At 66.3% G+C, this 25,574-nt stretch carries 22 protein-coding genes and 2 pseudogenes; 12 read left to right on the top strand and 12 right to left on the bottom strand.

What is annotated here, in order from left to right; all coding sequences use genetic code 11:
• Positions 1-12 precede the first annotated feature (12 nt).
• Together WAQ08_RS02585 and WAQ08_RS02580 are read left to right on the top strand one after the other, a co-directional pair.
• Complete coding sequence (locus WAQ08_RS02585) at positions 13-990, top strand: LysR family transcriptional regulator (protein WP_422189073.1); 978 nt, start codon at positions 13-15, stop codon at positions 988-990.
• Positions 991-1,118: 128 nt separating this feature from the next.
• A complete protein-coding gene (locus tag WAQ08_RS02580) occupies positions 1,119-2,303 on the top strand; it encodes an acetyl-CoA C-acyltransferase family protein (RefSeq protein WP_422189072.1) in 1,185 nt (394 codons plus the stop codon).
• A 334-nt stretch (positions 2,304-2,637) separates the two neighbouring features.
• On the opposite strand, the gene WAQ08_RS02575 is transcribed toward WAQ08_RS02580, so the two are convergent.
• Positions 2,638-2,835 carry a hypothetical protein gene (locus WAQ08_RS02575; RefSeq protein WP_422189071.1) on the bottom strand — a complete coding sequence of 66 codons (198 nt, stop codon included), beginning with the start codon at positions 2,833-2,835 and terminating at the stop codon, positions 2,638-2,640.
• Here WAQ08_RS02575 and WAQ08_RS02570 point away from each other — a divergent pair.
• Both WAQ08_RS02570 and WAQ08_RS02565 read left to right on the top strand, forming a co-directional pair.
• On the top strand, positions 2,834-3,388 hold the full coding sequence (locus tag WAQ08_RS02570; RefSeq protein ID WP_422189070.1) for a PEP-CTERM sorting domain-containing protein: 555 nt from the start codon (positions 2,834-2,836) through the stop codon (positions 3,386-3,388). The two genes, WAQ08_RS02575 and WAQ08_RS02570, sit on opposite strands and share 2 nt — an antisense overlap.
• A gap of 264 nt (positions 3,389-3,652) precedes the next feature.
• Entirely contained in the window at positions 3,653-4,465 is an 813-nt protein-coding gene (locus tag WAQ08_RS02565; protein ID WP_422189069.1) for a PEP-CTERM sorting domain-containing protein, read from the top strand.
• A 130-nt stretch (positions 4,466-4,595) separates the two neighbouring features.
• Here the strand turns inward: WAQ08_RS02565 and WAQ08_RS02560 are convergent, their stop codons facing one another.
• The 3 genes from WAQ08_RS02560 to WAQ08_RS02550 are packed head-to-tail and all read right to left on the bottom strand — an operon-like array spanning position 4,596 to position 9,558.
• Entirely contained in the window at positions 4,596-7,682 is a 3,087-nt protein-coding gene (locus WAQ08_RS02560) for an efflux RND transporter permease subunit (RefSeq protein WP_422189094.1), read from the bottom strand.
• A complete protein-coding gene (locus WAQ08_RS02555; protein ID WP_422189068.1) occupies positions 7,682-8,869 on the bottom strand; it encodes an efflux RND transporter periplasmic adaptor subunit in 1,188 nt (395 codons plus the stop codon). The genes WAQ08_RS02560 and WAQ08_RS02555 overlap by 1 nt, the downstream gene beginning before the upstream one ends.
• Positions 8,866-9,558 (bottom strand): CerR family C-terminal domain-containing protein, encoded by a 693-nt coding sequence (locus WAQ08_RS02550; protein ID WP_422189067.1) that lies wholly within the window; start codon positions 9,556-9,558, stop codon positions 8,866-8,868. Before WAQ08_RS02550 ends, WAQ08_RS02555 begins: the two co-directional genes overlap by 4 nt.
• Positions 9,559-9,714: 156 nt before the next feature.
• Between WAQ08_RS02550 and WAQ08_RS02545 the strand changes: the two genes are divergently transcribed.
• Positions 9,715-10,596: an alpha/beta fold hydrolase gene (locus WAQ08_RS02545; protein WP_422189066.1), complete on the top strand. Its 882-nt coding sequence runs from the start codon at positions 9,715-9,717 to the stop codon at positions 10,594-10,596.
• Positions 10,597-10,859: 263 nt separating this feature from the next.
• Entirely contained in the window at positions 10,860-11,219 is a 360-nt protein-coding gene (locus tag WAQ08_RS02540; RefSeq protein ID WP_422189065.1) for a hypothetical protein, read from the top strand.
• A gap of 72 nt (positions 11,220-11,291) precedes the next feature.
• Here the strand turns inward: WAQ08_RS02540 and WAQ08_RS02535 are convergent.
• Positions 11,292-12,754: pseudogene (locus tag WAQ08_RS02535) on the bottom strand (FHIPEP family type III secretion protein); the annotation flags it as partial.
• A 61-nt stretch (positions 12,755-12,815) separates the two neighbouring features.
• Here WAQ08_RS02535 and WAQ08_RS02530 point away from each other — a divergent pair.
• On the top strand, positions 12,816-13,034 hold the full coding sequence (locus WAQ08_RS02530) for a hypothetical protein (protein WP_422189064.1): 219 nt from the start codon (positions 12,816-12,818) through the stop codon (positions 13,032-13,034).
• 255 nt (positions 13,035-13,289) lie between these two features.
• On the opposite strand, the gene WAQ08_RS02525 is transcribed toward WAQ08_RS02530, so the two are convergent.
• From WAQ08_RS02525 to WAQ08_RS02515, 3 genes and pseudogenes are all read right to left on the bottom strand, one after another.
• The gene (locus WAQ08_RS02525; protein ID WP_422189063.1) at positions 13,290-13,592 is read right to left on the bottom strand and encodes a hypothetical protein; all 303 of its coding nucleotides are present in this window, start codon (positions 13,590-13,592) and stop codon (positions 13,290-13,292) included.
• Positions 13,529-14,389, bottom strand: coding sequence for a hypothetical protein (locus tag WAQ08_RS02520; RefSeq protein ID WP_422189062.1), 861 nt, complete (start codon positions 14,387-14,389; stop codon positions 13,529-13,531). Before WAQ08_RS02520 ends, WAQ08_RS02525 begins: the two co-directional genes overlap by 64 nt.
• Positions 14,390-14,493: 104 nt before the next feature.
• Positions 14,494-15,162: pseudogene (locus WAQ08_RS02515) on the bottom strand (response regulator).
• Positions 15,163-15,313: 151 nt separating this feature from the next.
• On the opposite strand from WAQ08_RS02515, the gene WAQ08_RS02510 reads away from it, so the two are divergent.
• Positions 15,314-15,793, top strand: coding sequence for a DUF2147 domain-containing protein (locus WAQ08_RS02510; RefSeq protein WP_422189093.1), 480 nt, complete (start codon positions 15,314-15,316; stop codon positions 15,791-15,793).
• Positions 15,793-16,980 carry a cytochrome c biogenesis protein DipZ gene (locus WAQ08_RS02505; protein WP_422189061.1) on the top strand — a complete coding sequence of 396 codons (1,188 nt, stop codon included), beginning with the start codon at positions 15,793-15,795 and terminating at the stop codon, positions 16,978-16,980. The genes WAQ08_RS02510 and WAQ08_RS02505 overlap by 1 nt, the downstream gene beginning before the upstream one ends.
• Positions 16,981-17,043: 63 nt before the next feature.
• On the opposite strand, the gene WAQ08_RS02500 is transcribed toward WAQ08_RS02505, so the two are convergent.
• The 4 genes from WAQ08_RS02500 to WAQ08_RS02485 form a co-directional block, all read right to left on the bottom strand.
• Complete coding sequence (locus WAQ08_RS02500) at positions 17,044-17,235, bottom strand: YbdD/YjiX family protein (RefSeq protein ID WP_422189092.1); 192 nt, start codon at positions 17,233-17,235, stop codon at positions 17,044-17,046.
• A gap of 94 nt (positions 17,236-17,329) precedes the next feature.
• Positions 17,330-19,411: a carbon starvation CstA family protein gene (locus WAQ08_RS02495; RefSeq protein ID WP_422189060.1), complete on the bottom strand. Its 2,082-nt coding sequence runs from the start codon at positions 19,409-19,411 to the stop codon at positions 17,330-17,332.
• A gap of 155 nt (positions 19,412-19,566) precedes the next feature.
• Positions 19,567-20,205 (bottom strand): response regulator transcription factor, encoded by a 639-nt coding sequence (locus WAQ08_RS02490; protein WP_422189059.1) that lies wholly within the window; start codon positions 20,203-20,205, stop codon positions 19,567-19,569.
• Position 20,206: 1 nt separating this feature from the next.
• Positions 20,207-21,706 carry a cache domain-containing protein gene (locus WAQ08_RS02485; RefSeq protein ID WP_422189058.1) on the bottom strand — a complete coding sequence of 500 codons (1,500 nt, stop codon included), beginning with the start codon at positions 21,704-21,706 and terminating at the stop codon, positions 20,207-20,209.
• Between the two features lie 198 nt (positions 21,707-21,904).
• Here WAQ08_RS02485 and katG point away from each other — a divergent pair, with 198 nt between their 5' ends.
• The 3 genes from katG (at position 21,905) to WAQ08_RS02470 (ending at position 25,525) form a co-directional block, all read left to right on the top strand.
• Positions 21,905-24,112: a catalase/peroxidase HPI gene (katG, locus tag WAQ08_RS02480; protein ID WP_422189057.1), complete on the top strand. Its 2,208-nt coding sequence runs from the start codon at positions 21,905-21,907 to the stop codon at positions 24,110-24,112.
• A gap of 77 nt (positions 24,113-24,189) precedes the next feature.
• Entirely contained in the window at positions 24,190-24,795 is a 606-nt protein-coding gene (locus WAQ08_RS02475; RefSeq protein ID WP_422189056.1) for a D-Ala-D-Ala carboxypeptidase family metallohydrolase, read from the top strand.
• 328 nt (positions 24,796-25,123) lie between these two features.
• Complete coding sequence (locus WAQ08_RS02470) at positions 25,124-25,525, top strand: hypothetical protein (RefSeq protein ID WP_422189055.1); 402 nt, start codon at positions 25,124-25,126, stop codon at positions 25,523-25,525.
• Positions 25,526-25,574 lie beyond the last annotated feature (49 nt).

Genomic DNA, 25,574 nt, shown 5'->3' with positions numbered 1-25,574 from the left:
AGGAATTACTTAATGAAGAGCGTGACTTTCAGGCAATTGAGGGTCTTCACGGAGGTCGCGCGGCACCTCAGCTTCAGTCGTGCCGCCGAAAGCCTGCACCTGACGCCACCGGCCGTGACCATGCAGGTCAAGGAACTGGAAAGTCACGTTGGCCTGCCCCTGTTTGAACGGCAGGGCCGGCAGGTGCAGCTCACCATGGGCGGCGAGTACTTCCTCGTCTACGCCAAGCGGCTGATGTCCACCTTGAAAGACGCCGAGAACGTGATGGCACGTTTCAAACGGGTCGAAACCGGCGTGCTGACCATTGGTTTGCTGAGCACGGCCGGCTACTTCCTGCCCTCGTTGCTGGCCCGGTTCCGCGCGGAGCACCCGGGTGTCGACGTGCGTCTCGATGTAACGCGAGACCTCACCAAACTGCTCGATCGTCTGCACAGCAACGAGATCGACCTGGCGGTGATGGGGCGCCCGCCGCGCGAATACGCCCTGCGCTCCGAGCCTTTCGCCGGGCACCCCATGGTGTTCGTGTGCCCGCCTGGGCATCCATTGCTCAGCGTGGGCCACCCGCCGATCGAGGCGCTGGTCCACTACCCGCTGATCGCCCGCGAGCTGGGTTCAGAGGTGCGCCACGCGCTGGACAACTACCTGCGCGAGCACCGCCTGGCGCCGCGCGTGGCGATGGAGATCCCCAGCAATGAGACGGTCAAGGCTTCGATCATGGCGGGCCTGGGCATCGGTTTTCTGTCCCTGCATGCCGTCGCCGCCGAATTGCGCGGCGGCCAGTTGCAGATCATCGAGTTCGAAGACACCCCCGTGATGCGCACCTGGAACCTGGTGCACGAGGCCTCCAAGGTGCTGTCCCCCGCTGCAGAAGCCTTCCGCTACCTGATGCTGGAGCATGGCGACGCATTGATCGCCGAACAGGCCTCGCAACTGCTGGCAGCGAAGCCGACCACACTACCCTCAGATCCCACGGCATCTGGCCGTGTTTGAAACCATCAGGCGGAACGTTTGGCACACTGCCGAAGCCTCATAATCTGACAATGAACCAGACCAGATCTTGCCGGTCTTCCGGACAAGGCCTGCACCACCCCACCTGCCACATCCTGAAGGAAAGCATCATGACTCGTGAAGTCGTCTTCGTGGGCGCCGCCCGCACCGCCATCGGCACGTTCGGCGGCTCGCTCAAGGACGTTCCGCCTGCCGACCTGGGCGCCCTGGTCATCAAGACCGCCATGGAGCGCGCTGGCGTGCAGCCCAAGGACGTGGGCCACGTGGTGCTGGGCAACGTGATCCCGACCATCCCGCAAGACGCCTACATCAGCCGCGTGGCGGCCCTGAACGCTGGCGTGCCGCAAGAAGCCCCTGCCTTCAACGTGAACCGCCTGTGCGGCTCGGGCCTGCAGGCCGTGGTGTCCGCCGCGCAATCCATCCTGCTGGGTGACTGCGACGTGGCCATCGGCGCCGGTGCCGAATCCATGAGCCGTGGCGCCTACCTCGTCACCAGCAACCGCTGGGGCGCGCGCATGGGCGACGTCAAGATGCTGGACTTCATGCTCGGCGCCCTGCATGACCCGCGCAAGCACATCCACATGGGCATCACCGCCGAGAACGTGGCCGCACGCTACGACATCACGCGTGAACAACAGGATGCCTACGCCGCGCAGAGCCAGAAGCGCGCCGCCGCCGCGATCGCCGCCGGCTACTTCAAGGAACAGATCGTTCCCGTCGAGCTGCAGACCCGCAAGGGCACCACGCTGTTCGACACCGACGAGCACGTGAAGGGTGACACCACCGCCGAAGTGCTGGCCAAGATGAAGCCCGCCTTCAAGAAGGAAGAAGGCACCGTGACCGCCGGCAACGCCTCCGGCCTGAACGATGGCGCCGCCGCCGTGGTCATGGCTTCTGCCGACAAGGCCAAGGAACTGGGCCTCAAGCCCCTGGCCCGCCTGGTGTCCTACGGCCACGCCGGTGTCGAGCCCGAGTACATGGGCATCGGCCCCGTACCCGCATCCAAGGCTGCACTGGCCAAGGCCGGCCTGAGCGTGGCAGACCTGGACGTGATCGAGTCCAACGAAGCCTTCGCGGCTCAGGCCTGCGCCGTGTCCAAGGAAATGGGCTTCCCCAACGAGAAGACCAACCCCAACGGCTCGGGCATCTCGCTGGGCCACCCTGTCGGTGCCACCGGTGCCATCCTGGTGACCAAGGCCCTGTACGAGCTGCAACGCGTCAACGGCCGCTACGCACTGATCACGATGTGCATCGGCGGTGGCCAGGGCATCGCGATGGTCATCGAGCGCGTCTGAGCTGATCCGCTTCGGCAGAGGCTGGGCCACCAGCCCTCGCAAAAAGCCCGGCAACGCCGGGCTTTTTGCGCCCTGCAGGCAATTTAACAACGCCATGCAACAAACGATAAGAATTCAGGGCTACCCCTGACAGGTCACTTGAGCGCTCATGGCTAGCATGCGACGGGGGCTGTGGCAAACCTTTTCTACCCGCACACCCGGCATCCATCAACATTGATCAGCAGGGGAGACCTATGCGCTTTTCAACCAGGCTTATCGCCCTGGGGGGCTTCATTACCCTGGGCTTGTCAACATTTCCTGCCCAAGCAATTACCACCATGGAGGTAGGGGACAGCTACGACAACCTCGTTTTCCACGGCGGCGCTGTCCAGTTGCCTTTCTCTGCCAGCCTGCTGTAATTTTTCAACACCAACAAGGCCAGCGTCCAGCGCATCGAGCCGTCGATCATCGACGAATCCATTTCAACGCATCCCATCCTGGGTGCTGTGCGCAGTGACATCGTCATGGCCAGCCCGGTCAGAAGCGTCGGCATGGACGACGCTGGCGGCGTTGCCTCAATCAACCTGGTGGGTGGCATGTCATGGTCGACCACCTTTCGTGTCGGTCTGTCCTTCGGCGGGACGCTCTCGATAGAGAGCCTGTCCATCGATTTCCACAATAAAAGTGTCTATGCAACGTTCACCGGGGATTTCCGAGGCGTGGGCACCCCGGAAGGTTTTGCACCGTTCGACAGCGAGTTCATCACCACCACAACCCTGAGGCTCTGGGATTTTCAAAGCGTGCAGGGCCATCTGGCCGGCGGTCTTCAATCGATTCCCCAAGGCACCCATTTCCCGGTTGGTGGCCCTCCCGATTTCAGTCTGAGCAATCTCAGCATCAACCAGCAAGGCTATGAACACATTGTCAGTGCCCTGCGGCTTTATGACCTCGGCAGCCACACACTGCGGAACGTCACCAGTTATGGCGTGATCACGTCAGCGGCTCCCGAACCATCCACCACCGCCTTGTTGATGGTGGGCCTGGGGGTCTTGGGTCTGGCCATTCGTATCCGCAAAAAAGCCTTTGACTCCGCGCCGGAACCCTGATTGATCTAGGTTTTAGGATCTTAGAAACCAGCGTATTTACCCCTAACACCCCCTCACTCGCATGTTTAAAAGTGAACCCACCTCCGTTACATACGTAACGACGGTAATTAAGGGTCAACAGCAGGTAGTCAGCCCTAAAACGCACCTTTAGGATGCGTCAGCCCTGTAGACAAAGACAGGGCATTCGTGAAGGAATACGCGGACGCCTTCACAAATCAAAGCAGGAACTAATAAAGGTCCGCTGTTAGAGATAGTGGAGAAGACATGCAATACACACTGAAGACCCTGGCTGCCGCCGCAGCTCTGACCATCGCCGGCGTCGCCAGCGCTCAAACCACCACCACCGTGGGCAACGCTCTGCCTGACGGCACCACCCTGGAAGGTGGCACGGGCACGCTGTCGTTCTCGAGCAGCCTGATCACTGCTCTGAACGTCGGCAAGGTTGTTGTGAAGGCCGCCGCGCCCGCCACGGTGGTTGAAACCCTGACGCCTCGCCCCCCGTTCGGTAGCACCCGCACCGGTGTGTCCGCCAGCGCCCCCATCACTTCCGTGGTGACTGGCGCCGCCGGCGAAGTCCTGACGGTGAACACCGCTGGTGGCGCCATCCAGACCGCTGGCGTGCTGGAAGGCGTTTCGCTGGGTGGCTCCCTGTCCGTGACCAACCTTTCGGTCGACCTGACCAACAAGCGCATCTACGCCTCCATCACGGGTGACTTCCGCGGTGCCGCCGCTGGCGAAGCTGCTCCCTACGGCAGCGACCAGATCACCACGATCAACGACTTCTACCTGTGGGACTTCGCCAACATCAGCGGCCCGACCACGCTGCAAGGTGCTGGCAGCTACAACAACTCCATCACCGGCCTGACCATCACCCAATCGGGTTTCAACCACTTTGTGAGCGCCCTCCGCCTGGTGGACCTGGGTGTAACCACTCTGCGTAACGTGACGGACTACGGCTCGATCAACTCCACGATCAACGTGGCTGCCGTGCCCGAGCCTTCGACCTACGCCATGGCCATCGCTGGCCTGGCCCTGGTTGGCGTGGCCGCTCGTCGCGCCCGCAAGCAACAAGCCTGATAGGCTGACGCTGTCAGCCGGCCTGGGTAACCGGGTTGGTTGATGGCAAAAAAACCGCCCTGGTTTCGGCCAGGGCGGTTTTTTCATGGGCGAATGGACATTGAGCCCACCCACCTGTGAGGCAAGGGGCTCACCCCTCGCTCACCGAAGCCTCTCCATAGCCCTTGCGGCGAACCAGCCGGTGCGTCCAGTCGATCAGGTCATCCACGAAGGTGAAGACCACTGGGATCACCAGCAGGCTCAGGAAGGTCGAGGTGATCAAGCCGCCGATCACCACGATGGCCATCGGAGCACGGAAGCTTGGATCCACCCCAATCCCCAGGGCAATCGGCATCATGCCAGCGCCCATGGCAATGGTCGTCATGATGATGGGCCGGGCCCGCTTGTGGCAGGCATCGATGATGGCCTCCCAGCAATCCAGCCCATGCTCCTTGCGCGCGATGATCACGTAGTCCACCAGCAGGATCGAGTTCTTGGTCGCGATGCCCATCAGCATGATCAAGCCGATCATGGACGGCATGGACAAGGCCGTCTGCGTGATGAACAGCGCCATGAAGGCCCCGGGCACGGACAACACCAGCGCTGCCAGGATGGTGATCGGCTGCACGAAATCCTTGAACAGCAGCACCAGCACCACGTAGATGCACATCACCCCGGTGAGCATGGCCAGACCGAAGCTGGTGAACAGCTCGGCCATGGCTTCGGCATCGCCCACGGTGGTGCGGATGATGCCTGGCGGCAAGGCCTGCAGGCTCGGCAGGGCCAACACGGCCTTCTCCACCTCGCCCAGCGGCTGCTGATTGAGCTCGATCTCGAAGTTGATGTTGCGCAGGCGGTCATAGCGGTTGATCTGTGCCGCGCCGCCATCCACGCCGATAACAGCAACGTTCTCCAGCGGCACGGGGCCGCGTGCGCCAGGGACCGGCAAGCGTGCGATCAGGTTGAGGTCGCTGCGTGCCTCCTGCGGCAGGCGCACCATCACCGGCACCTGCCGCTGCGACAGGTTCATCTTGGCCAAGCCTTGATTGTAGTCACCCGCCGTGGCAATGCGCAGGGTGTCGGCAATGGCCGCGGTGCTCACGCCCAGGTCTGCTGCGCGGGCACTGTCGGGCCGCACGATCAGCTCGGGACGGGTCAGGCTGGCGTTGGACGTCACGCTGCCAATGCCGGGGATGGCACGCAACTCCCGCTCTACCGTGCGGGCGTACTCGCTCAGGGTGTCCCCGTCCTCACCGGCCAGTACCAGCACGTATTTTTCAGACGAACCACCAAAGCCAACCGTCACGCGGGCGCCTGGCAAGGCGTGCAAGGCCTGGCGCAACTGGTTCTCGATGTCCTGCTTGCTCACGCCGGAGCGATCACTGCGGTGCGTGAGGTTCAGCGTCAAGGTGGCCTTGTTGACCTGGCCGGCGCCCTGCGGCGCAAACGGATCGCCTCCCGAGCTTCCGCCGCCGATGGCCGTGTAAATCATCTTGACGTGCTCATTGCGCTGGACGATGTCACGCGCACGTTCGGATGCATCCCGTGTCTGCTCGAAGGTACTGCCTGGCGGCAGCGAAACGCTCACCTGCGTCTGCGACAGGTCATCCGGCGGGATGAACCCGGTGGGCAGCAGACCCGACAGCACGATGGACGCGGCGGTGAAGCCCACCACAGCCAGCATGGTCCAGCCGCGGTGATGCAGACACCAGCGGGCCCAGCGCAGGTACATGCGCATCCAGCCCGGATCGGCGTGATCGCCCTTGGGCGGGCGCAGCATGTAGGCCGCCATCATGGGCGTGAGCATCCGGGCCACGACCAGCGAGAAAAACACCGCGATGGCCGCCGTCCAGCCAAACTGGACGAAGAATTTGCCGGGCACGCCGCTCATGAAGGCGGTCGGCAGGAACACGGCGATCAGTGTGAAGGTGGTGGCGATCACGGCCAGGCCGATCTCGTCGGCCGCTTCCATCGCAGCCTCGAACGGCGTCTTGCCCATGCGCAGGTGGCGCATGATGTTCTCGATCTCGACGATCGCATCGTCCACCAGGATGCCCACCACCAGTGACAGCGACAGCAGCGTGACGATGTTGATGGTGAAGCCGAACACGTACATCACGCAGAAAGCCGGGATCACCGACAGCGGCAAGGCGGCCGCGGCCACCACCGTGGCACGCCAGTCGCGCAGGAAGAACCACACCACGATCACGGCCAGCACGGCCCCTTCGTAGAGCAGGTGCATGGACCCTTCGTAGTTCTCCTCAACGGGGTCGACGAAGTTGAAAGCCTCGGTGATGGTGATGTCGGGGCGCTTGGCCTTCAGCTCGTCCAGGGCAGCGCGAACGCTGTCCGCCACCTCGACCTCACCCGATCCCCGTGCACGGGAGATTTCGAAGCCCACCACGGGCTTGCCATTGAGCATGGCCGCTGAGCGCTGCTCTGCCACGGTGTCCGAGACGGTGGCAATCTGATCCAGACGCACGCGGCGCCCATCGCTGAGCGTGATGTTCATGGCGGCCAGTTCGTCGGCCGATCGCACGGTGGCAATGGTGCGCACGGACTGTTCCGCGCCGCCCACCTCCGAGCGCCCGCCCGAGGCCTCCTGCTGGATCTTGCGCAACTGGCGGGACACATCGGCCACCGTAGCGTTGAGCGACAGCAGCCGCGCCGGATCGACCTCGACCCGCACCTCGCGGGTGACGCCTCCCACACGGGCCACCGCGCCCACACCCCTGGCGGCCAGCAAAGCCCGCGTCACATCGTTGTCGACGAACCAGGACAGCGCCTCATCGTCCATGCGCTCGGACGAGACGGTATACGTCAGGATCGGCAGACCGGAGATGTTGACCTTGGAGACCACCGGGTCGCGCAGGTCGGACGGCAAGTCCGCACGCACGCGCGAGACCGCATCACGCACGTCATTGACCGCCTCCTGCGTGGGCTTTTCCAGGCGGAACTCCACCGTCAGCACGACCAGGCCATCCTGCACCTGGGTGTAGATGTGCTTGATGCCCTGCAGCGTGGCGATGGAGTTTTCCATCTTGCGAGCCACATCGGTTTCCAACTGCGCGGGCGAAGCACCGGGCAGGGATGCCGTGACATTGACAGTGGGCAGGTCGATGTCCGGGAAGTTCTGGATCTTCATGCGCTCAAAGCCCATGAGGCCCACCCCCGTGAGCATCAGGAACAGCAGCACCGCCGGGATGGGGTTGCGGATCGACCAGGCCGAGACGTTCATCATGGCTGGGCCTTTCCGGCCACGCTGGCCGATGCGGCAGGCGCCGGTGATGATGCCGGGGCTGGCACAACACGCACAGTGTCGCCATCCGCCAGGAACACCCCGCCGGAAGACACCACCTCGGCCTGGGCCGGCAGCCCCTTCGTGATCTCGATGCGATCCTGCATGCGGCGACCCACGCTGATCTTCGTCTGCGTGACCTTGTGGTCCGTGCCCACGATGAACACGTAGTTGAAACCATCACGCAGCAGCACGGCCGCTTGCGGCAGCGTCAGGCCTTCCGCGGTACCCATGTCCAAGCGCCCTGTGGCAAAACTGCCCGCCCGCGCCCCGGCACGTGCGCCCGCCTGCACGGGCAGATCCACATAGACCAGGCCATTGCGCGTACCGGCATCGACCGTGGGCGCGACCATGCGCACAGTGCCCTGCATCTCCTGGCCTCCGGCCGGCGTCAGGTGAACCGCCATGCGAGGCTTGACACGCAGCAGATCGGCGGCCGGCACTTCGGCGCGCCACTCCAGACGATGCTGGCGGATCAGCCGGAACAGCTCCTGCCCGGCCTGCACCACCGTGCCGACCGTGGCCGGGCGGGCGGAGATGACGCCGTCGTCGCTGGCCACCACCTGTGTCTGTGACAGCCGCAGCTCGTTCGATTGCAGGCTGGCCTTCGCCGATGCCACCTGGGCCGCCGCCGTCTTCTCGGCGGTGTAGGCACGCTGCGCCTCCTGGGCGCTCATGGCCTCGCTGGGCTCGAGCACCCGCGCACGGTCGGCATTGGCCTTGGCCTCGCCCAGGTTGGCCTCGGTCTGCGCCACGTTGGCGCGTGCCGCATTGACCTCGGACTGCACCGCATCGCGTTGCAGCACCGCCAGCACCTGCCCCTTGCGGACCACATCGCCCACGTTCACCCGCACCTCCACCAGGCGCAGGCCTGACAGCTCGGGGCCGATGACGGTTTCCTGCCAAGCTGCAATGGAGCCCGTGGCCGTGACCGCGGCCGGCCATTGCGAGCTCTCGGGCCTGACGGTGGAAACGCTCAAGGCCGCTTTGGGGCCGGATGCGCTCTTCGCGGCCGGCGTGGCCGAGTCAGCGGCCTTGTCGTCATCACGGGTGAACAGCCAGATGACCCCGACGGCAAGCACGACCACCACCACGCCCCCGGCCCATGTCGTCTTCTTCAATGTCATCTCATCGTCCTCTTTTTCTGTCCTTCTGGTGCCGTGCGCGAAGGGGCTCGCGGAGTCGCCGATGCACGCACACGGGCTTCATGTTCAATCAGGGCTTCGCCATAGCCCACCAGGCGTTCGAGCACCTGCGTCATGGCCTTGGGCCCCTTAAGCAACGTGGGCGCCAGGATCTGCATGAACTCGCGCGACACGCCGTAGTCCTGCACCATGGCCACCAACGCGAACGCCAGCTGATGCAAGGCATCGTCCGGCTTGCTGGCGCCCGCATGCCGCGCCAGCAGCAGCACCAGGCGCTGGTGGTAAGGCTGGATGTGGCTGACCATCACGTCCTTGTAATCGGGCGTAGGCTCGACCATCTCACGCAGATGGACCCGCATCAGCCAGGTGGACAGTTCATCCTGTCCCCAGGGACACAGCAGGGCCGCCACGAAGCGGCGCAGCGATTCGCGCAGGGGCAAGCCCGGCTGGTCGAACTGCTCGAAATCCTCCCCAAAGTCCTCCAGCGGCTTGCACAGCACCGCCCGGTACAACCCGGCCTTGTCCCCGAAATAGTAGTGGATGGACGCCACGTTCAGCTCGGCAGCCTGGCAAATCTCTCTCGTCGATGCCTTGGCAAAGCCCTTCTCCGAGAAGATTCTGGTGGCTTCGCACAACAGTCGTCCGCGCGCACGTGCGCCACGGTCAGACACGGCATCATCAGGCCGAACTTTCTTAGGCTCAGGCGCCTTTCCAAAATCAAGCGCTTGTTTGATTTTCATGCGCGGATGGTAATGCATGAACCGGCGATACCGGACATGCCCCCGCAGGGTTAGGATCCTGGCTGCTTCGCGTTACCAAATCCCCCGATGCAACTGATTGCCTGGGCTTACGACACCCGAGACGGTTTCACCCTGCGCGGCTGGCACACCCCGCCGTCCGGCAAACCGCTGATCCATTTCATCCATGGCAACGGCTTTTGCGCCCGCGCGTACGAGCCGATGCTGCGCGCGCTGAGCAAGCACTTCGACCTGTGGCTGAGCGATGTGCAGGGGCATGGCGACAGCGATCCCGGCGAGCGCTTCGTCGGCTGGAACCGGTGCGCGGATCTGGCCGTGGAGGCCTTCAAGCACCATCAGCACGATCTCTTCGGCGCCGTGCCCTGCTTCGGGCTGGGCCACAGCTTCGGCGGTGTACTCACCTGCCTGGCCATGGCCGAGCACCCTCGTCTGTTCAAGCGCACCGTGCTGCTCGATCCCGTACTGTTCCCGGCCATGATGGCCCTGGGCCTGACGCTGGCCGAAAGCACCGGGCTGGCCAAGCACACGCCTCTGGCGCGCGCAGCCCTGCGCCGCCGCACGCACTGGCCTGACCGGGAGAGCGCCATGGACGGGCTGCGTGGCCGGGGCACCTACAAGGGCTGGACAGAAGAAGCCCTGCGGGCCTTCGTCGACCACGCCGTCAAGGATCTGCCCGATGGCCAGGTAGAACTCAAGTGCCACCCCACCCGTGAAGCCGCCATCTTCAGCTCGGGGCCCGTGGGGCTGTGGTCATCCCTGCGGCGCGTGCATACGCCCACGCTGTTGATCCACGGGCACCACACCTTCCCCTTCGTCATCTCATCGGCGCAGTTGTGGTCCGGCAGCAATGCCGTGGTGGCGGTGGAAGCGGTGGATGGCGGGCATTGCTTCATGCAGGAGCACCCGGCGGACACCGCAGCGCGCGTGGCCGAATTCCTTCTGTCGAGCTGAGGCCAGGGAGGCTGAGCCTCCCGTCGATCCGTCGACATCTTTTTTGCTCCGCCGATTTAATGCGCGCGACAAAAGCGTCGCCTTGTGTGGATGAGGGCGTCGAAGGCGATGCCCCCACCACTCAACGGCGCCAACGGATCACTGAAGGAGTTCAACATGCTCAGCTTGCACACCAACGCCGAAGCCCTGGCCATGCACCTGTTGCCCCCAGGACGCCCCCATCGCGGCACCACAAGGCTGTTGGCCGCCGGCCGGGCTGGGGCTTGCGAGTCGCCGGGCTGTTGCCCGGCATCGGCCAGGTCGAGCTGCAGACGCAGATGGTGGCTGACGGGGTGGAACTGACCATCCTGGTCGAAGACGATGCCGTGCTGCGCTTGCTGCGCAAAGCCTCTGCCCTGCTGGCTGATGCGGTGACCCGTGCGGGCCAGCGCTTGACGGCATGCCGATGGATGAACCAGTTGCCGGCGGAAGAGGCTGAAGCAGGTGGCCAAGGCTTTGCCCTGGCCGTGCAGTTGGCTCCCGGCCCAGAGCCCATATGCCCGCCTGACCACCTGGCAGCCTGTTCCGCGCCGGGGCCGAGGTGCTCGTGGCCATGGGCAGCGTTGGCGCGGCCGTGCAGATGAGTACTGGGGTGGGCACCGGGGATCACCCCGGCCACGCAGGCATGCCCTGGCCTCGGTGAGGCCGCCAGCCGATCAACCCAGCGTGCCGATGATGTTGACCTCGCGGTTCTCGATGATCTCGTTGTAGGACAGCACATGCAGCCCTGGCGCGAACAGCCGCGCATAGCGGGCCAGCAGGGGGCGCATCTGCGGCATCACCAGCAGCAGCGGCGCCGTGGACTGCTGCTTCATCTGCTCACGGGCGATGGGCATGTGCGTCTGCAGTTGCGACAGCAGGTTCGGATCCACCGGGAAGCTATCGAGCATCACCTTACCTGCTTGCCGAGCCTGGTTCAGCGCGCCCATCAGCATGTTCTCCCGCTCGCCGCTGAGGTTGAAGCTCTTCATCTCGGGCCTGGTGCCGCACAGGTGACTCACGATCTGGCGACGCAGGGTGCAGCGCACTTCGGCGGCGAGCAGGATCGGATCCTTCACGGCCTCGGCGTTGTCCAGCAAGGTGGTGGCGATGGGCACGATGTCCTTGCGCGACACGTTCTCGACCAGCAAGGCCCGAAACACCTTGAGCAGCAGACTCGGCGTGATGGCCTTTTTAAGCGCGGCGGCCAGCTTGGGTGACAAGGCCGACAAGCGCTCCATCAGCGCGCTCACATCTTCATGGCGGAACAGCTCGGGCAGGTTGTCGCGCACCAGCTTGGACAGGTGCGTGGCCACCACGCTGGGCCCATCGACCACCTGGTAGCCCAGGCCCAGTGCGTGGGCCTTCTGATCCGGCTCGATCCACGTGACTGGCAGCCCATAAGCCGGCTCCACACCTGGGATGCAATCCAGATCACCGTACACCTGGGGCGATGGCACCGCCATCAAGCGATCCGGGAAGACCTCTGCCTGGGCAATGGGCACCCCGCCAGCAGCACCGAATACTGTGAGGGCTTGAGCGCCAGGTCATCACGCACCCCGATCGGCGGCAGCAGCACGCCCAGTTGCTCGCTGAGGTTCTGGCGCACGTCCTTCACGCGCTTAAGCAGCGGCGGCGCCCCTTGCGCCTGGTCGATCTGCCCCACCAGTTTGTAGCCCAGCGCCACCGAGATGGGCTCGACCACCGGCAGGCTGGACCAGTTCAACTCCGGCTCGGTCGGCGATGTGAGCAGCGCAGCGCCCAGGGCCTCGGCCTCCCCCGCTGCGAGCCTGGCCTTGTGCCACCGGTCCATGCGCCAGGCCGCGAAGGCCAGCACCGCCGTGAAGCACAGGAAGGTCAGCCAGGGCATGTCCGGGATCACCGCCAGCACGCCCATCACGGCGGCGGCGCTGTAGAGCACGCTGGGCGAGGCCCGCAGCTGCGAGCCGATCTGCTGCGAGAGATCGCCCGCGTCGCTCATGCGGGTGACGATGATGGCGGCGGCCGACAGCAGCGGCGCCGGGATCTGGGCGACCAGGCCGTCACCGATGGTCAGCAGCGCGTACTGGCGGAAGGACTCGCCGAACGGCAGATCGTGCATCAGCGAGCCGATGGCCACGTGGCCGAAAGCCTCGATGACCTTGCCCGCTGCGGCCGTGCCTTCATGGCCGTGCAGCAGCACCACGCGCGTGGACGAGGCCATGGCCTCGCCTCAGGAAGTCGCGCTCACCTTCGAGATGCTCAAGCAGGTGCTGGGGGTCTCGCAAGGTGATGGCAGCCCGGCGGGCGACCGCTTCCTGGCAGCCTCGCGCGACGCCCTGGACCACGTAGCCCGCCTGCTGTCCAAGGTCAACAACATCGTGCTCGATGGCTGGCTGGAAGACTGCGCCCCCTTCGTCAAGACGGAGGCCGACATCTAGGCCTTCATCGCCCTGTTCCAGGCGGTGCTGCAGCAATACACCGCCTTGCAGGCCGTGAAACCACCCGCCGACGGGCGTGAAACACCGCGGGGGCGCTGTGTGCTGCCTTTTGAGGCAAGCCAACCCGCTTCCCAGGGGAAATTGCCCTTCCCCCGCCCTTCTCCCCTCCTTCCGCACAAAGTTATCCACAACAACGGTGGACAACTTGGGGTACTGGGTCGGCCCATCATCGCCGCACCGCGGCACGCGAGGCGTTCAGCTTCGACGATGACGCTTTGAGGGTGGCGTGTCACACACGGGTATGTCACGCGCGACACGAAAAGCCTGACGCGTGAGCCAAAAAGTGTCGCGCGCCAACCCTCCGCCCATCGCAGTCTGCGCCGACACCTTGGCCGCCCCGGCGAATTTCAGCGCGTTGTCCACCAGGTGGCCGACGATGCGCTGCACGGCCTGCGGGCGTGTCGTCACCACCAGCGTGGCCGGGGCATCGAGCGTCACGGCCCGGCCGGCATCGGTGTAGTCGCACACCAGGCCATCGAGCAGCGCGTGCAGGTCCACCGGGCAGGCGGGCTCGGCGCTGGCGTGCACGGTGCGGGCATAGGCCAGGCCCTCCTCCACCAGCCGCTGCATGCCCAGCAGGTCCGACTCGAATTTCTCGCGCAGCGCCGTGTCTGCAGCGCCTCGGTGCGCAGGCGCAGGCGGGTGATCGGCGTCTGCAGATCATGCGAGATGGCGGCCAGCAATTGCAGGCGCTCGGCCATGTGCTCGCGGATGCGAGCCTGCATGGCCTGGAAGGCGCTATGTGCGCGCTGCACTTCGGCAGAATCCGCCGCATCGATGGACGGCAGCACCTCGGCCTGCGCCAGTTGTGCCAGCGGCCGCGTGGCCAGGCGCACCGCCCAGGCCACGCAAGCGCCCAGCACGGCCAGTTGCGCCAGCAGCAAGGCCGCGTTGGCCGCGTTCACGCCCCGCATGGGCGGAGCCAGGTGCACGGCCAACGGCGTGCCGTCGGCCAGCCGCAGACGGATCAGGGCGCCGCGCTCGCCTTCAGGCGCCAGGCCCCGCACACGGCTGTCGTCCAGGCGCTGGCGCAGGTCGGCAGCCAGGGCCAGCGCGATGGCAGAAGGCTCGGCGCCCGGGGCCGCCGCCACGTCCAGCTCGTCACCCAGAGCCAGGCGGTAGTTAGGCCGGGACAAAGGTGCCAGCCAGGTGGCACGTTCGGCCACGGGCAGGCGGTCGAGCACGCCCACCGACGAGGCCAGGTCGCGCGCCACGTAGGCACGCATCATCGTGTCGGCCACGCCCTGGCGCTCGCGCATGATCGAGGCCAGCGAGAGCCCATAGGCCAGCGCCAACCCGCCCAGCAGGATGAGCCCTATGCGCCAGCCCAGCGTGCGGGGCCACTAGGCTCGCGTTGGCTGGGCTGGCGCCTCGGGCACAAGCTGTTCCCTGGCCGTGCTCATGCCGCCGGCCCCCGGAAGGCGACCTCGGCGCAGAACACATAGCCCTCGCTGCGCACGGTCTTGATGTAGCGCGGCTCGCACGACTCCTCACGCAGGCGGCGGCGCAGTCGGCTGATCAGGAGGTCGATGGAGCGGTCCAGCGGGTCGGCATTACGCCCCTGCGTGAGGTTGAGCAACTGGTCGCGCGTGAGCACGCGCTGCGGGTGCTCGATCCGCACCATCAGCAGCCGGTATTCGCCGCCGGTGAGCGGCACCACGGTGCCCTGGGCTCCAGCAGATGGCGCGCGGTGGTGTCCAGGCGCCAGTCACAGAAAGCCAGCTCCTTCGCGCCGGGCGCCTGGCGAAGGGCTTGCCAGGTAGTCGTCGGCGCCCATCTCCAGGCCCAGCACGCGGTAGGCCTCGTCGCCGTGCGCGGTCAGCATCAGCACGGGGATGTGGCCCTCGCCACGCGCACGCAGGTCGCGGCACAGCGACAGGCCATCCTCGCCGGGCAGCATCAGGTCCAGCACGACCAGGTCGATGCGGTGGCCGGCCAGCACCTGGCGCATCTCGCGCCCGTTCGCAGCGGTGCTGACGCGGTAGCCGCTGGCTTCGAGGTAATCGCGCCGCAGGCCCAGCATGGGCCGGTCGTCGTCGACCAGCAGCAGGTGATCGGGGGTGTCCATGGGCGCTACCTTAAGCCCTGCGCATGACGCGGCAGCACTTGAAGCGCCAGGCACCAGGGGATTTTTGTATCGCAGTTTGTCTGCGGCCTGAGCTGACAAGCACGGTTGCTCAACAGCGCCTGGGCGGACAAACGCCGGATACGCGTGGCGCCTGCAATGGAGGCTCGTTCAACGCAAGCACCGGAGCCCGCCATGCCCAACACACCCGCCCCATCGAGAGACCCCGCCGCCGGGCAGCCCGCAAGGCCGCTGGATCTCCGCCAACGGCAATGTGGAGGTGGAGATCGCCCATTGCGGGCCCGCCTGGTGCGGCACCATCACCCGCGTGCTGGGCACGCAGTCCATGAGCCGCCCCGGCGAGGTGATGACGCCAGTGGACACGCGCCCCGCCCTGGTCATGACCATCCTCAAGGATTTCATGCCCGATGGCGACGGCACGAAGGGCAGCGCCCCCTCGGGCTGGCAGGGCCACATCTACAACCGCGAGAACGGCAAGACCTACCGCGGCCTGGTGCTGCGGCCCTATGTCGGGCTGCCGCTGTTCGGCCGCACGCAGGTGTGGCGTCGCGCCGATGCGGCCGCCACCGCGCGGCCTGCGGCCCAAGCTTTCACGCCGCAAGGAGCGCAGTGATGAGCCTCGACCTCGCACAGACCGCGCTGGCCGCTGGCGCCGGCCTGGCCACCGTGGCCAGCCCCTGCGTGCTGCCGCTGCTGCCGGCCATGCTGGGTGTCTCGGTGCAGGGTGGGCGCCTGCGGCCCATCGCCATCGTGCTGGGCTTCGTGGGCGTGGTGCTGCTCTTCGGCGCCTCGGCCCAGGCGCTGGGCCTGTCGGCGCAAGGCCTGCGCCACGTGGCCGCCACCACCTTGCTGCTGACCGGCCTGCTGATGCTGTGGCCCGGTCTGACGGATCGCCTGATGGCCGGGCTGTCACGTCCGCTGGGGGCGCTGGCCTGTGAGGCGCACCGCCTGGGCACCTTCGACCGAGGCGGCGCGGCCGGCGGCCTGCTGCTGGGGGCAACACTCGGCGCCCTGTGGACGCCCTGCGCCGGCCCGGTGCTGGCGTCCATCCTGGCCCTGGCGGTCGGGGCCGGCTCGCCCGCGCAGGCCGCGCCCCTGCTGATGGCCTATGCCCTCGGCGCGGGCCTGCCCATGCTGCTGCTGGCCCACGGCGGCCACTGGGCGCTGACGCGCCTGGGCCTGCTGGCACGCCATGCCGGGCGCCTGCGCCAGGCCTTCGGAGCGATGGTGCTGGCCACCGCCGTGGCCATGCTGGCCCAGGTGGACACGCAGGCCATGGCCTGGCTCGCACGCACCGTGTCCAGCGCCGCCAGCTCGGCCAGCGACGTGCTGCTGCCTTCGGCCCAGGCGGCGCCGGTGGACATCGGCGAGCAGGCGCCCGAGTTTGCCGGGCTGGGGCCGTGGATCAACAGCCCGCCCTTGAGCATGGCCTCGCTCAAGGGCAAGGTGGTGCTGGTGGATTTCTGGACCTACGCCTGCGTGAACTGCATCCGCACGCTGCCGCACCTGCAGCAATTGCAGGCGCGCTATGCCGCGCGGGGCCTGATCATCGTGGGGGTGCACTCGCCGGAGTTCCCCTTCGAGCGGGACACGGCCAATGTGCGTGCCGCCGTCAAGCGCCATGGCCTGACGTACGCCGTGGCGCAGGACAACGGTTTTGCCACCTGGACGGCCTGGCGCAACCTCTACTGGCCTGCGCAGTACCTGGTGGGGCCGGATGGCCGCGTGGTGTTGCGGCATTTCGGCGAAGGGGGTGAAGCGGCCCTCGATGCGGCCATCAAGCGCCTGCTGCCGCGATGAACAGGCCGCACGCGCGGCCTGTCGGGCTCGACATGGATCAGCGTACAGGCGCCATCCAGAGCGTCAGCAGCACTTGCCAGCGGCACCGCCGTAGCGCGCCTCCAGCCGCTCGCGGAAGAAGGCCTCGTAGCTCATCGGCTCCTGATCCGGGTGCGTGCGCTCCATGTGGTTCAGGTAGTTGTCGTAGTCGGGCATGCCCACCATCAGGCGCAGGCTCTGCCCCAGGTAACGCCCCGCTTGCCCGAGCGAGCCCATCCAGCGTTTTGCACCGGATGGCTCGCCCGGGTCGGCCGGCGAGGTCGGCCGGCCGTGCGAGAAATGATCGTTGCCTTGCGCAGCCATCTCAGCCTCAGCCTCGGGCGCCCTGCAGGGCTTCGTCCGGCAGGCGGTGGTAAGGTGTCTCGCTGGAGGTGGCGCGATTCTGGGCGCGCGCCTGCAGGCAGGCCTTCACGCTGTAGACCAGCACCGTGAGCACCACGAACAGGAACAGCAGGCACAGGCCGGCGTCCAGGCGGTTGTTGAACACGATCTGCTCCATGGCGTGCTGCGTCTTGGCCGGGGCCAGCAGTTGGCCTTGGGCCAGGGCGTTCGCATAGCGGTCGGCATTGGCCAGGAAGCCCACCTTCACGTCGGACGAGAACACCTTGAGCCAGCCGGCCGTCAGCGTACAGGCCAGCAGCCAGATGGTCGGCAGGATGGCCACCCAAGCGAAGCGCTCGCGCTTCATCCTGAACAGCACCACGGTGCCCAGCATCAGCGCCACGGCAGCCAGCATCTGGTTGGCGATGCCGAACAGCGGCCACAGCGTGTTGATGCCGCCCAGCGGATCGACCACGCCCTGGTACAGGAAGTAGCCCCAGGTGGCCACGCACAGGCCAGTGGCCAGCAGGTTGGCGGGCAGGCTCTCGGTGCGCTTGAGGGCGGGCACAAAGGTGCCCAGCAGATCCTGCAGCATGAAACGGCCGGCCCGCGTGCCCGCATCCACCGCGGTCAGGATGAACAGCGCCTCGAACAGGATGGCGAAGTGGTACCAGAAGGCCATCATGCCGTCGCCGCTGATCACCTCGTGAAGGATCTGCGCCATGCCCACGGCCAGGGTGGGGGCGCCGCCGGCACGGTTGAGGATGGTGTTCTCACCCACGTCCTTGGCGGTCTGGATCAGCACGTCGGGTGTGACCACGAAGCCCCAGGTCGACAGCGTGGCGGCCACGGCCTCGGGGGTGGTGCCCACCAGCGCCGGGGGGCTGTTCATCGCAAAGTACACGCCAGGGTTGATGACCGAGGCGGCCACCAGTGCCATCACGGCCACGAAGGATTCGGCCAGCATGCCGCCGTAGCCGATGAAGCGGGCGTGCGTCTCGTTCTCCAGCATCTTGGGCGTGGTGCCCGACGAGATCAGCGCGTGGAAGCCCGACACCGCGCCACAGGCGATGGTGATGAACAGGAAGGGGAACAGGCTGCCCGACCACACCGGGCCGTTGCCCTGTGCGAACTGCGTGATGGCCGGCATCTTCATCTCGGGCGCCACGATCAGGATGCCCACGGCCAGCGCGATGATGGTGCCGATCTTCAGGAAGGTCGACAGGTAATCACGCGGGGCCAGCAGCAGCCACACGGGCAGCGTGGCGGCCACGAAGCCGTAACCGATCAGCATCCAGGTCAGCGCCTTGCCATCGAAGGTGAAGGCGGCGTTCCAGACCGGGTTGTCATGCACCCACTGGCCACCCACGATGGCCAGCATCAGCAGCACGAAGCCGATGATGGACACCTCGCCGATGCGGCCCGGGCGCAGGTAGCGCACATACAGGCCCATGAAAAGCGCCACAGGGATGGTGGCGGCCACCGTGAAGGTACCCCAGGGCGAGTGCGCCAGGGCCTTGACCACGATCAGCGCCAGCACCGCCAGGATGATGATCATGATCATGAAAGCACCGAACAGCGCCACCAGGCCGGGCACCGTGCCCATCTCCTGCTTGACCAGATCGCCCAGCGAGCGGCCGTCGCGCCGGCTGGAGATGAACAGAACGATGAAGTCCTGCACCGCCCCCGCGAAGACCACGCCGGCCAGCAGCCACAGCAGGCCGGGCAGGTAGCCCATCTGCGCGGCCAGCACCGGGCCCACCAGCGGGCCTGCGCCCGCGATGGCCGCGAAGTGGTGGCCGTACAGCACGTACTTGTTGGTGGGCACGTAGTCGAGCCCATCGTTGTGCGCCCAGGCCGGCGTGCGGCGCGTGGGGTCCAGCTGCAGCACGCGCGTGGCGATGTACAGGCTGTAGTAGCGGTAGGCGATCAGGTAGACGCACAGCGCGGCCACCACCACCCACAAGGCGCTGATGGCTTCGCCGCGGCCCAGCGCCACGGTGGCCAGGGCAAAGGCGCCCAGGATGGATATCAGCAGCCACACGGCGTGGCGCTTCAAGTTGTCGAGCATGGTCTTGTCTCCTCAGGGCCGGCCATGCGGCACGTGCCGCTGGCCTTGGGGGCTGCGGCAGTCTCGCCCATGCAGCCGTGCGGCGCATCCGTCGTGCTGCGCAGGGGCTGCGCGTGGGAGCACGTACTCGATAACCCTAGGTCCGCAGGGCAGACTCAGTCGCGCGTGCGCTCCACGGCCACCTTGATCAGCTCGGCCTGCCCTTCGATGCCCAGCTTGCGCTTGATGCTCTGGCGGTGCGTTTCCACGGTGCGCACGCTCACGTCCAGATCACGCGCGATCTGCTTGCTGCTCTGGCCCTGCCCCAGGGCCTTGAGTATCTCGGCCTCGCGCGGGGTCAGCACCGGCTTGGGATCGGGCCGGCTGAACAGGCGCCCGGACACGGCCGCGCTCAGGTAGGTGCCGCCGGCCGCCACCGTGTCGATGGCGCTGACGATGTCGCTGGCCGGCGCATCCTTGAGCACGTAGCCGCGGGCGCCGGCCTGCAGCGCGCGGTGCACATACTCGGGGTTGTCGTACATGCTCAGGATCAGGATGCGCAGCTCCGGGTAGTGCTCCAGCAGCGCGGCCGTCAGGTCGATGCCGTTGGTGTCCTTCATGCCCACGTCCATCAGGACCAGGTTGGGCGTGGTCTCGGGCGGGCAGCGCTCCATCCAGTCCCAAGCCTCGCCGGCACTGCCCGCCTCGCCGACGGAGGCGATGGACGGCAGCATTCCCAAGCGCAGGCGCAGCCCGTCGCGCACCAGCGGGTGGTCGTCGACGATGAGCAGGTGGATGGAGGCGGGATCGGTCATGTCAGGTGTCCAGGCTGCGGGCGGTGGCATTGTCCAGCACGCGCGCCACGGGTACCGACGAGGCCTGCATGGCTTCATCGAGCGCCCAGCGCTGCAGGGCATGGCGCGGCACACTGGCCATGACCAGGGTGCCGTGCAGCGCATCATCTGCGCTCATGGGGGCGGCCTTGGAGGGCTGGTCCGCGTGCACCTCCAGCCGCCCACCGATGGCGGCCAGGCGCTCACGCATGTTGCGCAGCCCGATGCCCGCGGTCGGGTGTGCGCTGATACGGTCCACGTCGAAGCCACGGCCATCGTCGTTGATGCGCAGCTCGATGTGGTCCGGCTCGAAGGCCAGGCTCAGGTCCACCGTGGTGGCCCGGGCGTGCTTGGCCACGTTGGTCAGGGCCTCCTGCGCCACGCGGAACAAAACGGTCTTGACTTCATCAGGCAGTTCGGTCTCGGGGCCTTCGGTGTGCGCCTCGATGCGCAGGCCGGCGTGCTGCCCGAACTCCGAGGCCAGGTGCGCCAGCGCGGCCGGCAGGCCCAGGGTGTCGAGCAAGGCGGGGCGCAGGCTGTGCGACAGGTGGCGCACCTCGTGCAGGGCATCGTTGATGCGCTTGAGCGCCTGCGCCAGCGCATCCGGCGGCGTCTGGCCACGCCCTTCCAGCTCCACCACGGCCGATTCGATCAGCAGCTTGCCGGCGACCAGGGTCTGGCTGGTGCCATCGTGCAGTTCACGGGCCAGGTGGGCGCGCTCATCTTCCTGCGACTGCACCACCTGCCGCGCCATCAGGCGCAGCTTGGCATCGGCCTGGCGGTGCTCGCGCAGGTTCAGCATCAGCCCGAATACGCTGATCGCCACGGTGCCCCCGGCGGCCAGCGCCATCAGCCAGCCCAGCGTGGTGCGGATGCTGTTGTTCATCTCCATGTCCAGTTCGGCCAGCGTGGCCTGGATGTCGTCCAGGTACAGGCCCGTGCCCACCATCCAGCCCCAGGGCGGCAGCAGCTCCACATAGCCCAGCTTGGGCGACATCTGCCCGCTGGAGGGCTTGCGCCACAGGTAGTTCTCGTAGCCGCCCCCCGCCTTGGCCTGGGCCAGCAGGTTGCGGATCGTGTAGCGGCCATGGGTGTCCTGCAGGTTCCACAGGTTCTTGCCGATCAGCTCCTGCTGGCGGGAGTGCATCAGCACCGTGCCGTGCTGGTCATAGACGAAGAAATAGCCATCGTGGCCATAGTTCAGCGCCTCCAGGGCCGCCAGCGCGCGGCGCTGCAGTTCGGCCTCTTCCTGCGGGGTGCGCTGCGCGGGTGCGGAGGCCGTGAGCGGCTGCAGCATGCCGATGGCCAGATCCACGTAGTTCTTGAGCTCGGTGCGCCGGGCGTTCATGTAGGCCTCGCGCACCAGCGACTGCGTTTGGCGCGCCAGGGTGCGCTGCTGGTCGAGCACCGACACGCCGATGGCCAGCAGGCTCAGCAGCAGCGGCAGCGCGGCCAGCAGGACGATCTTCGCCTTGAGTTGCATGGACGACGAAAGGGGAAACGGACGGGGAAGCCGGCGGAACATTGCGCGGCATGCTACCGCAGCATGAAACAGCCCATGGTCCGAAAGGACAGGACGATCACATGCCTATGCGTGCCATAGAAATTCTTGGATTGCGGGCTGCGGGGCACGCTCCTAGACTTTGTCCGTCGTTGCCCATTGTCACCACAGGAGAACAAAATGTCGAACGAAGCCAAGTGCCCTTTCGGTCACGGCGCGCAACCAGCCCCCGCCCGCATCCGCAGCAACACCGACTGGTGGCCCAACCAGCTGGACCTGTCGATCCTGCACCAGCACTCCGCGCTCTCCAACCCCATGGAGCCCGGCTTTGACTACGCTGAGGCGTTCAAGACCCTGGACCTGGACGCCGTGGTCAAGGATCTGACCGCCCTGATGACGGATTCGCAAGCCTGGTGGCCCGCCGACTACGGCCACTACGGCCCCCTCTTCATCCGCATGGCCTGGCACTCGGCCGGCACCTACCGCCTGGCCGACGGCCGTGGCGGCGGCGGCTCGGGCACCCAGCGCTTCGCCCCGCTCAACAGCTGGCCCGACAACGGCAACCTGGACAAGGCCCGCCGCCTGCTGTGGCCCATCAAGCAGAAGTACGGCCGCAAGCTCTCCTGGGCCGACCTGATGATCCTGACCGGCAACGTCGCCCTCGAATCGATGGGCTTCAAGACCTTCGGCTTCGCCGGTGGCCGCCCCGATGTGTGGGAGCCCCCCACCGACATCGACTGGGGCCCCGAGGCCGAATGGCTGGCCACCAGCGACAAACCCAACAGCCGCTACTCCGGCAAGCGCGATCTGGCCAACCCGCTGGCCGCCGTGCAGATGGGCCTGATCTACGTGAACCCCGAAGGCCCGGACGGCAACCCCGACCCGGTGGCTTCGGGCCAAGACGTGCGCGACACCTTCGCCCGCATGGCCATGAACGACGAAGAGACCGTGGCCCTGGTGGCCGGCGGCCACACCTTCGGCAAGGCCCACGGCGCGGGCGATCCCAGCCTGGTCGGCGCCGAGCCCGAAGGTGCCCTGGTCGAAGACATGGGCCTGGGCTGGATCAACAAGTTCGGCGGAGGCCATGGCGTGCACACCACCACCAGTGGCATCGAAGGCGCGTGGAAGCCCAACCCCACCACCTGGGACAACGGCTACTTCGACACCCTGTTCGGCTACGAATGGGAGCTGACCAAGAGCCCGGCCGGCGCCCACCAGTGGCGCGCCAAGAACGTCAAGCCCGAGCACATGATCCCCGACGCGCACGACCCGTCGATCAAGCACGCGCCGATGATGACCACGGCCGACCTGTCGCTGCGCTTCGATCCCATCTACGAGAAGATCTCGCGCCGCTTCCACCAGAACCCGGCCGAGTTCGCCGATGCTTTCGCTCGTGCGTGGTTCAAGCTGACGCACCGCGACATGGGCCCGCGTGAGCGCTACCTGGGCAAGCTGGTGCCCAGCGAAGTACTGATCTGGCAAGACCCGGTGCCCGCCGTGGACCACCCTCTGGTCAATGACGCCGACGTGGCCGCGCTCAAGGCCCAGGTGCTGGCCTCGGGCCTGAGCATCCGCCAACTGGTGGGCACGGCCTGGGCCTCGGCCTCCACCTTCCGGGGTGGCGACAAGCGCGGCGGCGCCAACGGTGCACGCATCGCCCTGGCCCCGCAGAAGGACTGGGACGTGAACCAGCCGGCCGAACTGGCTCAGGTACTGAGCAAGCTCGAGGCTGTGCGCAAGGCCTTCAACGATGCACAGAGCGGCAGCAAGAAGATCTCGCTGGCCGACCTGATCGTGCTGGCGGGCAATGCCGGCGTCGAAGCCGCGGCCAAGGCCGCCGGCCAGGACGTGACCGTGCCCTTCCACCCCGGCCGCACGGATGCCACGCAGGCGCAGACCGATGTAGCGTCTTTCGAGGTGATGGAGCCCAAGGCCGATGGATTCCGCAGCTACGTGCGCCAGGGCTTCAAGGGTGCCGTGGGCGAGCGCCTGGTCGACAAGGCCCAACTGCTGACCCTGAGCGCACCGGAGATGACGGTGCTGGTGGGCGGCCTGCGCGTGCTGGACACCAACACCGGCCACACGAAGCACGGCGTGCTCACGCAACGCCCAGGCACGCTCAGCAACGACTTCTTCGTGAACCTGCTGGACATGAACACCGTGTGGAAGCGCACCGATGCCGACGAGAACGTGCTGGAAGGCCGTGACCGCGGCACTGGCGCGCCCAAGTGGACGGCCACCGTGGCCGACCTGGTGTTCGGCTCCAACTCGCAACTGCGGGCACTGGCCGAGGTGTATGCCTCCAGCGATGCGCAGGGCGTGTTCGTCCAGGACTTCGTGAAGGCCTGGACCAAGGTGATGGAACTGGATCGCTTCGATCTGGCCTGATCGGCACCCAGGCGTTGAGCCAAGGCGGTTGATGTCTAATGGGCGCGTCCTGACAAGCATGGCGCGCACCAGCAGGCATGAACCGCCTTTCTCGCTTCTTCCTTTTCCGTTTGTTCCTTTTGCTGATGGCCTTGCCTGGCCTGGCCTTGGCACAGGCCATTGACGAGCGCAGCACCGTGCTGTTCGAACAATGGCGATCCGGCCAGCCCGCACAGGTTCAGGCCTTCGAGGCGTTTCTGGCCCAGGAGCAACTGGCCGGCATCATCCCCCTGCGCCAGTTGCTGCGCACCGCCAGTGATTGGCAGCGTTGCGGCGCCGTGCCTTTCGAGGTACCGCCGCGCAGCAACTGGCCTGATGTGCGCTTGACCTTGAAGCTGGTGGCCGAACTCCAGCGGCGCCAACTTCTGCCAGCCTTCGAAGTGCACTCCGCCTACCGCAACCCGGCCTTGAATAACTGCGCACATGGTGCCGCCCAAAGCGCCCACAAGACGCACTTCGCGCTGGACATCACCACGGCGGAGGATCAATCCCGCTGGATCGCCGGCCTGTGCCGCTTCTGGCAAGACGAAGGGCAAGCCTGGAACATGGGCATGAGCCGCTATGCCTCCGGGCGCATCCACATCGACACCAAGCGCTACCGGACCTGGGGAAACATCGGCAAGACGCCCTTGTGCGCCCAGTAGTCGGACCAAGCAGTCGGACCATATTGCAGAACAAGGCCGATGCCGGTGAGATTGAACGCCGCCGTGGCTTGGGTTGAGCCCTCTTCTCCCTCTGCCTGGAAGCCCTAGAACGAGGGAGAACAAGCCAGGAAGGCAGAAAAACAAGGGATGGGCTCAGGCCCTGGATCGGCGTAGCCTTGCTCACAAGCCACTTGGGAGGAGCACGGCGATGCGGATCTCTGGAACACCTGCAGTGCTGGCCCCATGGCTTCTCGCCCTGACCGTTGCCAGCAACGCGATGGCGACAACGACCGGAGCCACCGCATCCGCGTTCGTGAGTGGCCACACCTTGAGCCAGTCTGACACCCAGGACAAACAGGGGGCGCAGGCTGGCATTGAAAGGCTTGTTCCAGGAGGCGCCACGATCAGGGCCCAGGCCTCCAGCACCCCTGGCACACTGCAGGCAGCAGGCTTTGCAGCCAGCGATGGATTGGCGGGAGGCTTCCAGGGCAACGCGACGGCATCCTGGTCGGACAGCTTCGTGATCTCCGCGCCAAGCCATGAGGCCTTTCAGACAGGCACCTTCAGCGGATCCGCCAGCGTGAGTGGCCGCCTGCTGACCAAGATCCTCGGGCGAGCCTATTCAGACGCCCAGATTGATGCCACGGTCGATCCGGCGTCTGTCAAGGTAGTTGACGCGTCGAGCTTTAAATTGCTTATGCCGCTCGGCGCTCCTTGTCTCGTTGGTTGAGATAGACCTGCTCTGGTTCTCCCCAGCGCCTGATGCCTCGACTCCAGCG

It is taken from the genome of Aquabacterium sp. (assembly GCF_049274795.1).
In the GTDB taxonomy this organism is placed as follows: Bacteria; Pseudomonadota; Gammaproteobacteria; order Burkholderiales; family Burkholderiaceae_C; genus Aquabacterium.
The sequence above is the reverse complement of the archived record's forward strand: the minus strand, read 5'-3'. Positions and strand labels throughout refer to the sequence as shown.

Bases quoted from the DNA above. Each gene is read 5' to 3' on its own strand.
- WAQ08_RS02500 (WP_422189092.1), bottom strand. From the start codon at position 17,235: ATGGGCTCGCTCGGGCAAGCGGGGCGTTACCTGGGGCAGAGCCTGCGC.
- WAQ08_RS02495 (WP_422189060.1), bottom strand. From the start codon at position 19,411: ATGCTCGACAACTTGAAGCGCCACGCCGTGTGGCTGCTGATATCCATC.
- WAQ08_RS02545 (WP_422189066.1), top strand. From the start codon at position 9,715: ATGCAACTGATTGCCTGGGCTTACGACACCCGAGACGGTTTCACCCTG.
- WAQ08_RS02475 (WP_422189056.1), top strand. From the start codon at position 24,190: ATGAACCGCCTTTCTCGCTTCTTCCTTTTCCGTTTGTTCCTTTTGCTG.
- WAQ08_RS02505 (WP_422189061.1), top strand. From the start codon at position 15,793: ATGAGCCTCGACCTCGCACAGACCGCGCTGGCCGCTGGCGCCGGCCTG.
- WAQ08_RS02575 (WP_422189071.1), bottom strand. From the start codon at position 2,835: ATGCCGACGCTTCTGACCGGGCTGGCCATGACGATGTCACTGCGCACA.
- WAQ08_RS02530 (WP_422189064.1), top strand. From the start codon at position 12,816: ATGGCCTCGCCTCAGGAAGTCGCGCTCACCTTCGAGATGCTCAAGCAG.
- WAQ08_RS02565 (WP_422189069.1), top strand. From the start codon at position 3,653: ATGCAATACACACTGAAGACCCTGGCTGCCGCCGCAGCTCTGACCATC.
- WAQ08_RS02485 (WP_422189058.1), bottom strand. From the start codon at position 21,706: ATGCAACTCAAGGCGAAGATCGTCCTGCTGGCCGCGCTGCCGCTGCTG.
- katG (WP_422189057.1), top strand. From the start codon at position 21,905: ATGTCGAACGAAGCCAAGTGCCCTTTCGGTCACGGCGCGCAACCAGCC.
- WAQ08_RS02580 (WP_422189072.1), top strand. From the start codon at position 1,119: ATGACTCGTGAAGTCGTCTTCGTGGGCGCCGCCCGCACCGCCATCGGC.
- WAQ08_RS02555 (WP_422189068.1), bottom strand. From the start codon at position 8,869: ATGACATTGAAGAAGACGACATGGGCCGGGGGCGTGGTGGTGGTCGTG.
- WAQ08_RS02560 (WP_422189094.1), bottom strand. From the start codon at position 7,682: ATGAACGTCTCGGCCTGGTCGATCCGCAACCCCATCCCGGCGGTGCTG.
- WAQ08_RS02585 (WP_422189073.1), top strand. From the start codon at position 13: ATGAAGAGCGTGACTTTCAGGCAATTGAGGGTCTTCACGGAGGTCGCG.
- WAQ08_RS02490 (WP_422189059.1), bottom strand. From the start codon at position 20,205: ATGACCGATCCCGCCTCCATCCACCTGCTCATCGTCGACGACCACCCG.
- WAQ08_RS02570 (WP_422189070.1), top strand. From the start codon at position 2,834: ATGGACGACGCTGGCGGCGTTGCCTCAATCAACCTGGTGGGTGGCATG.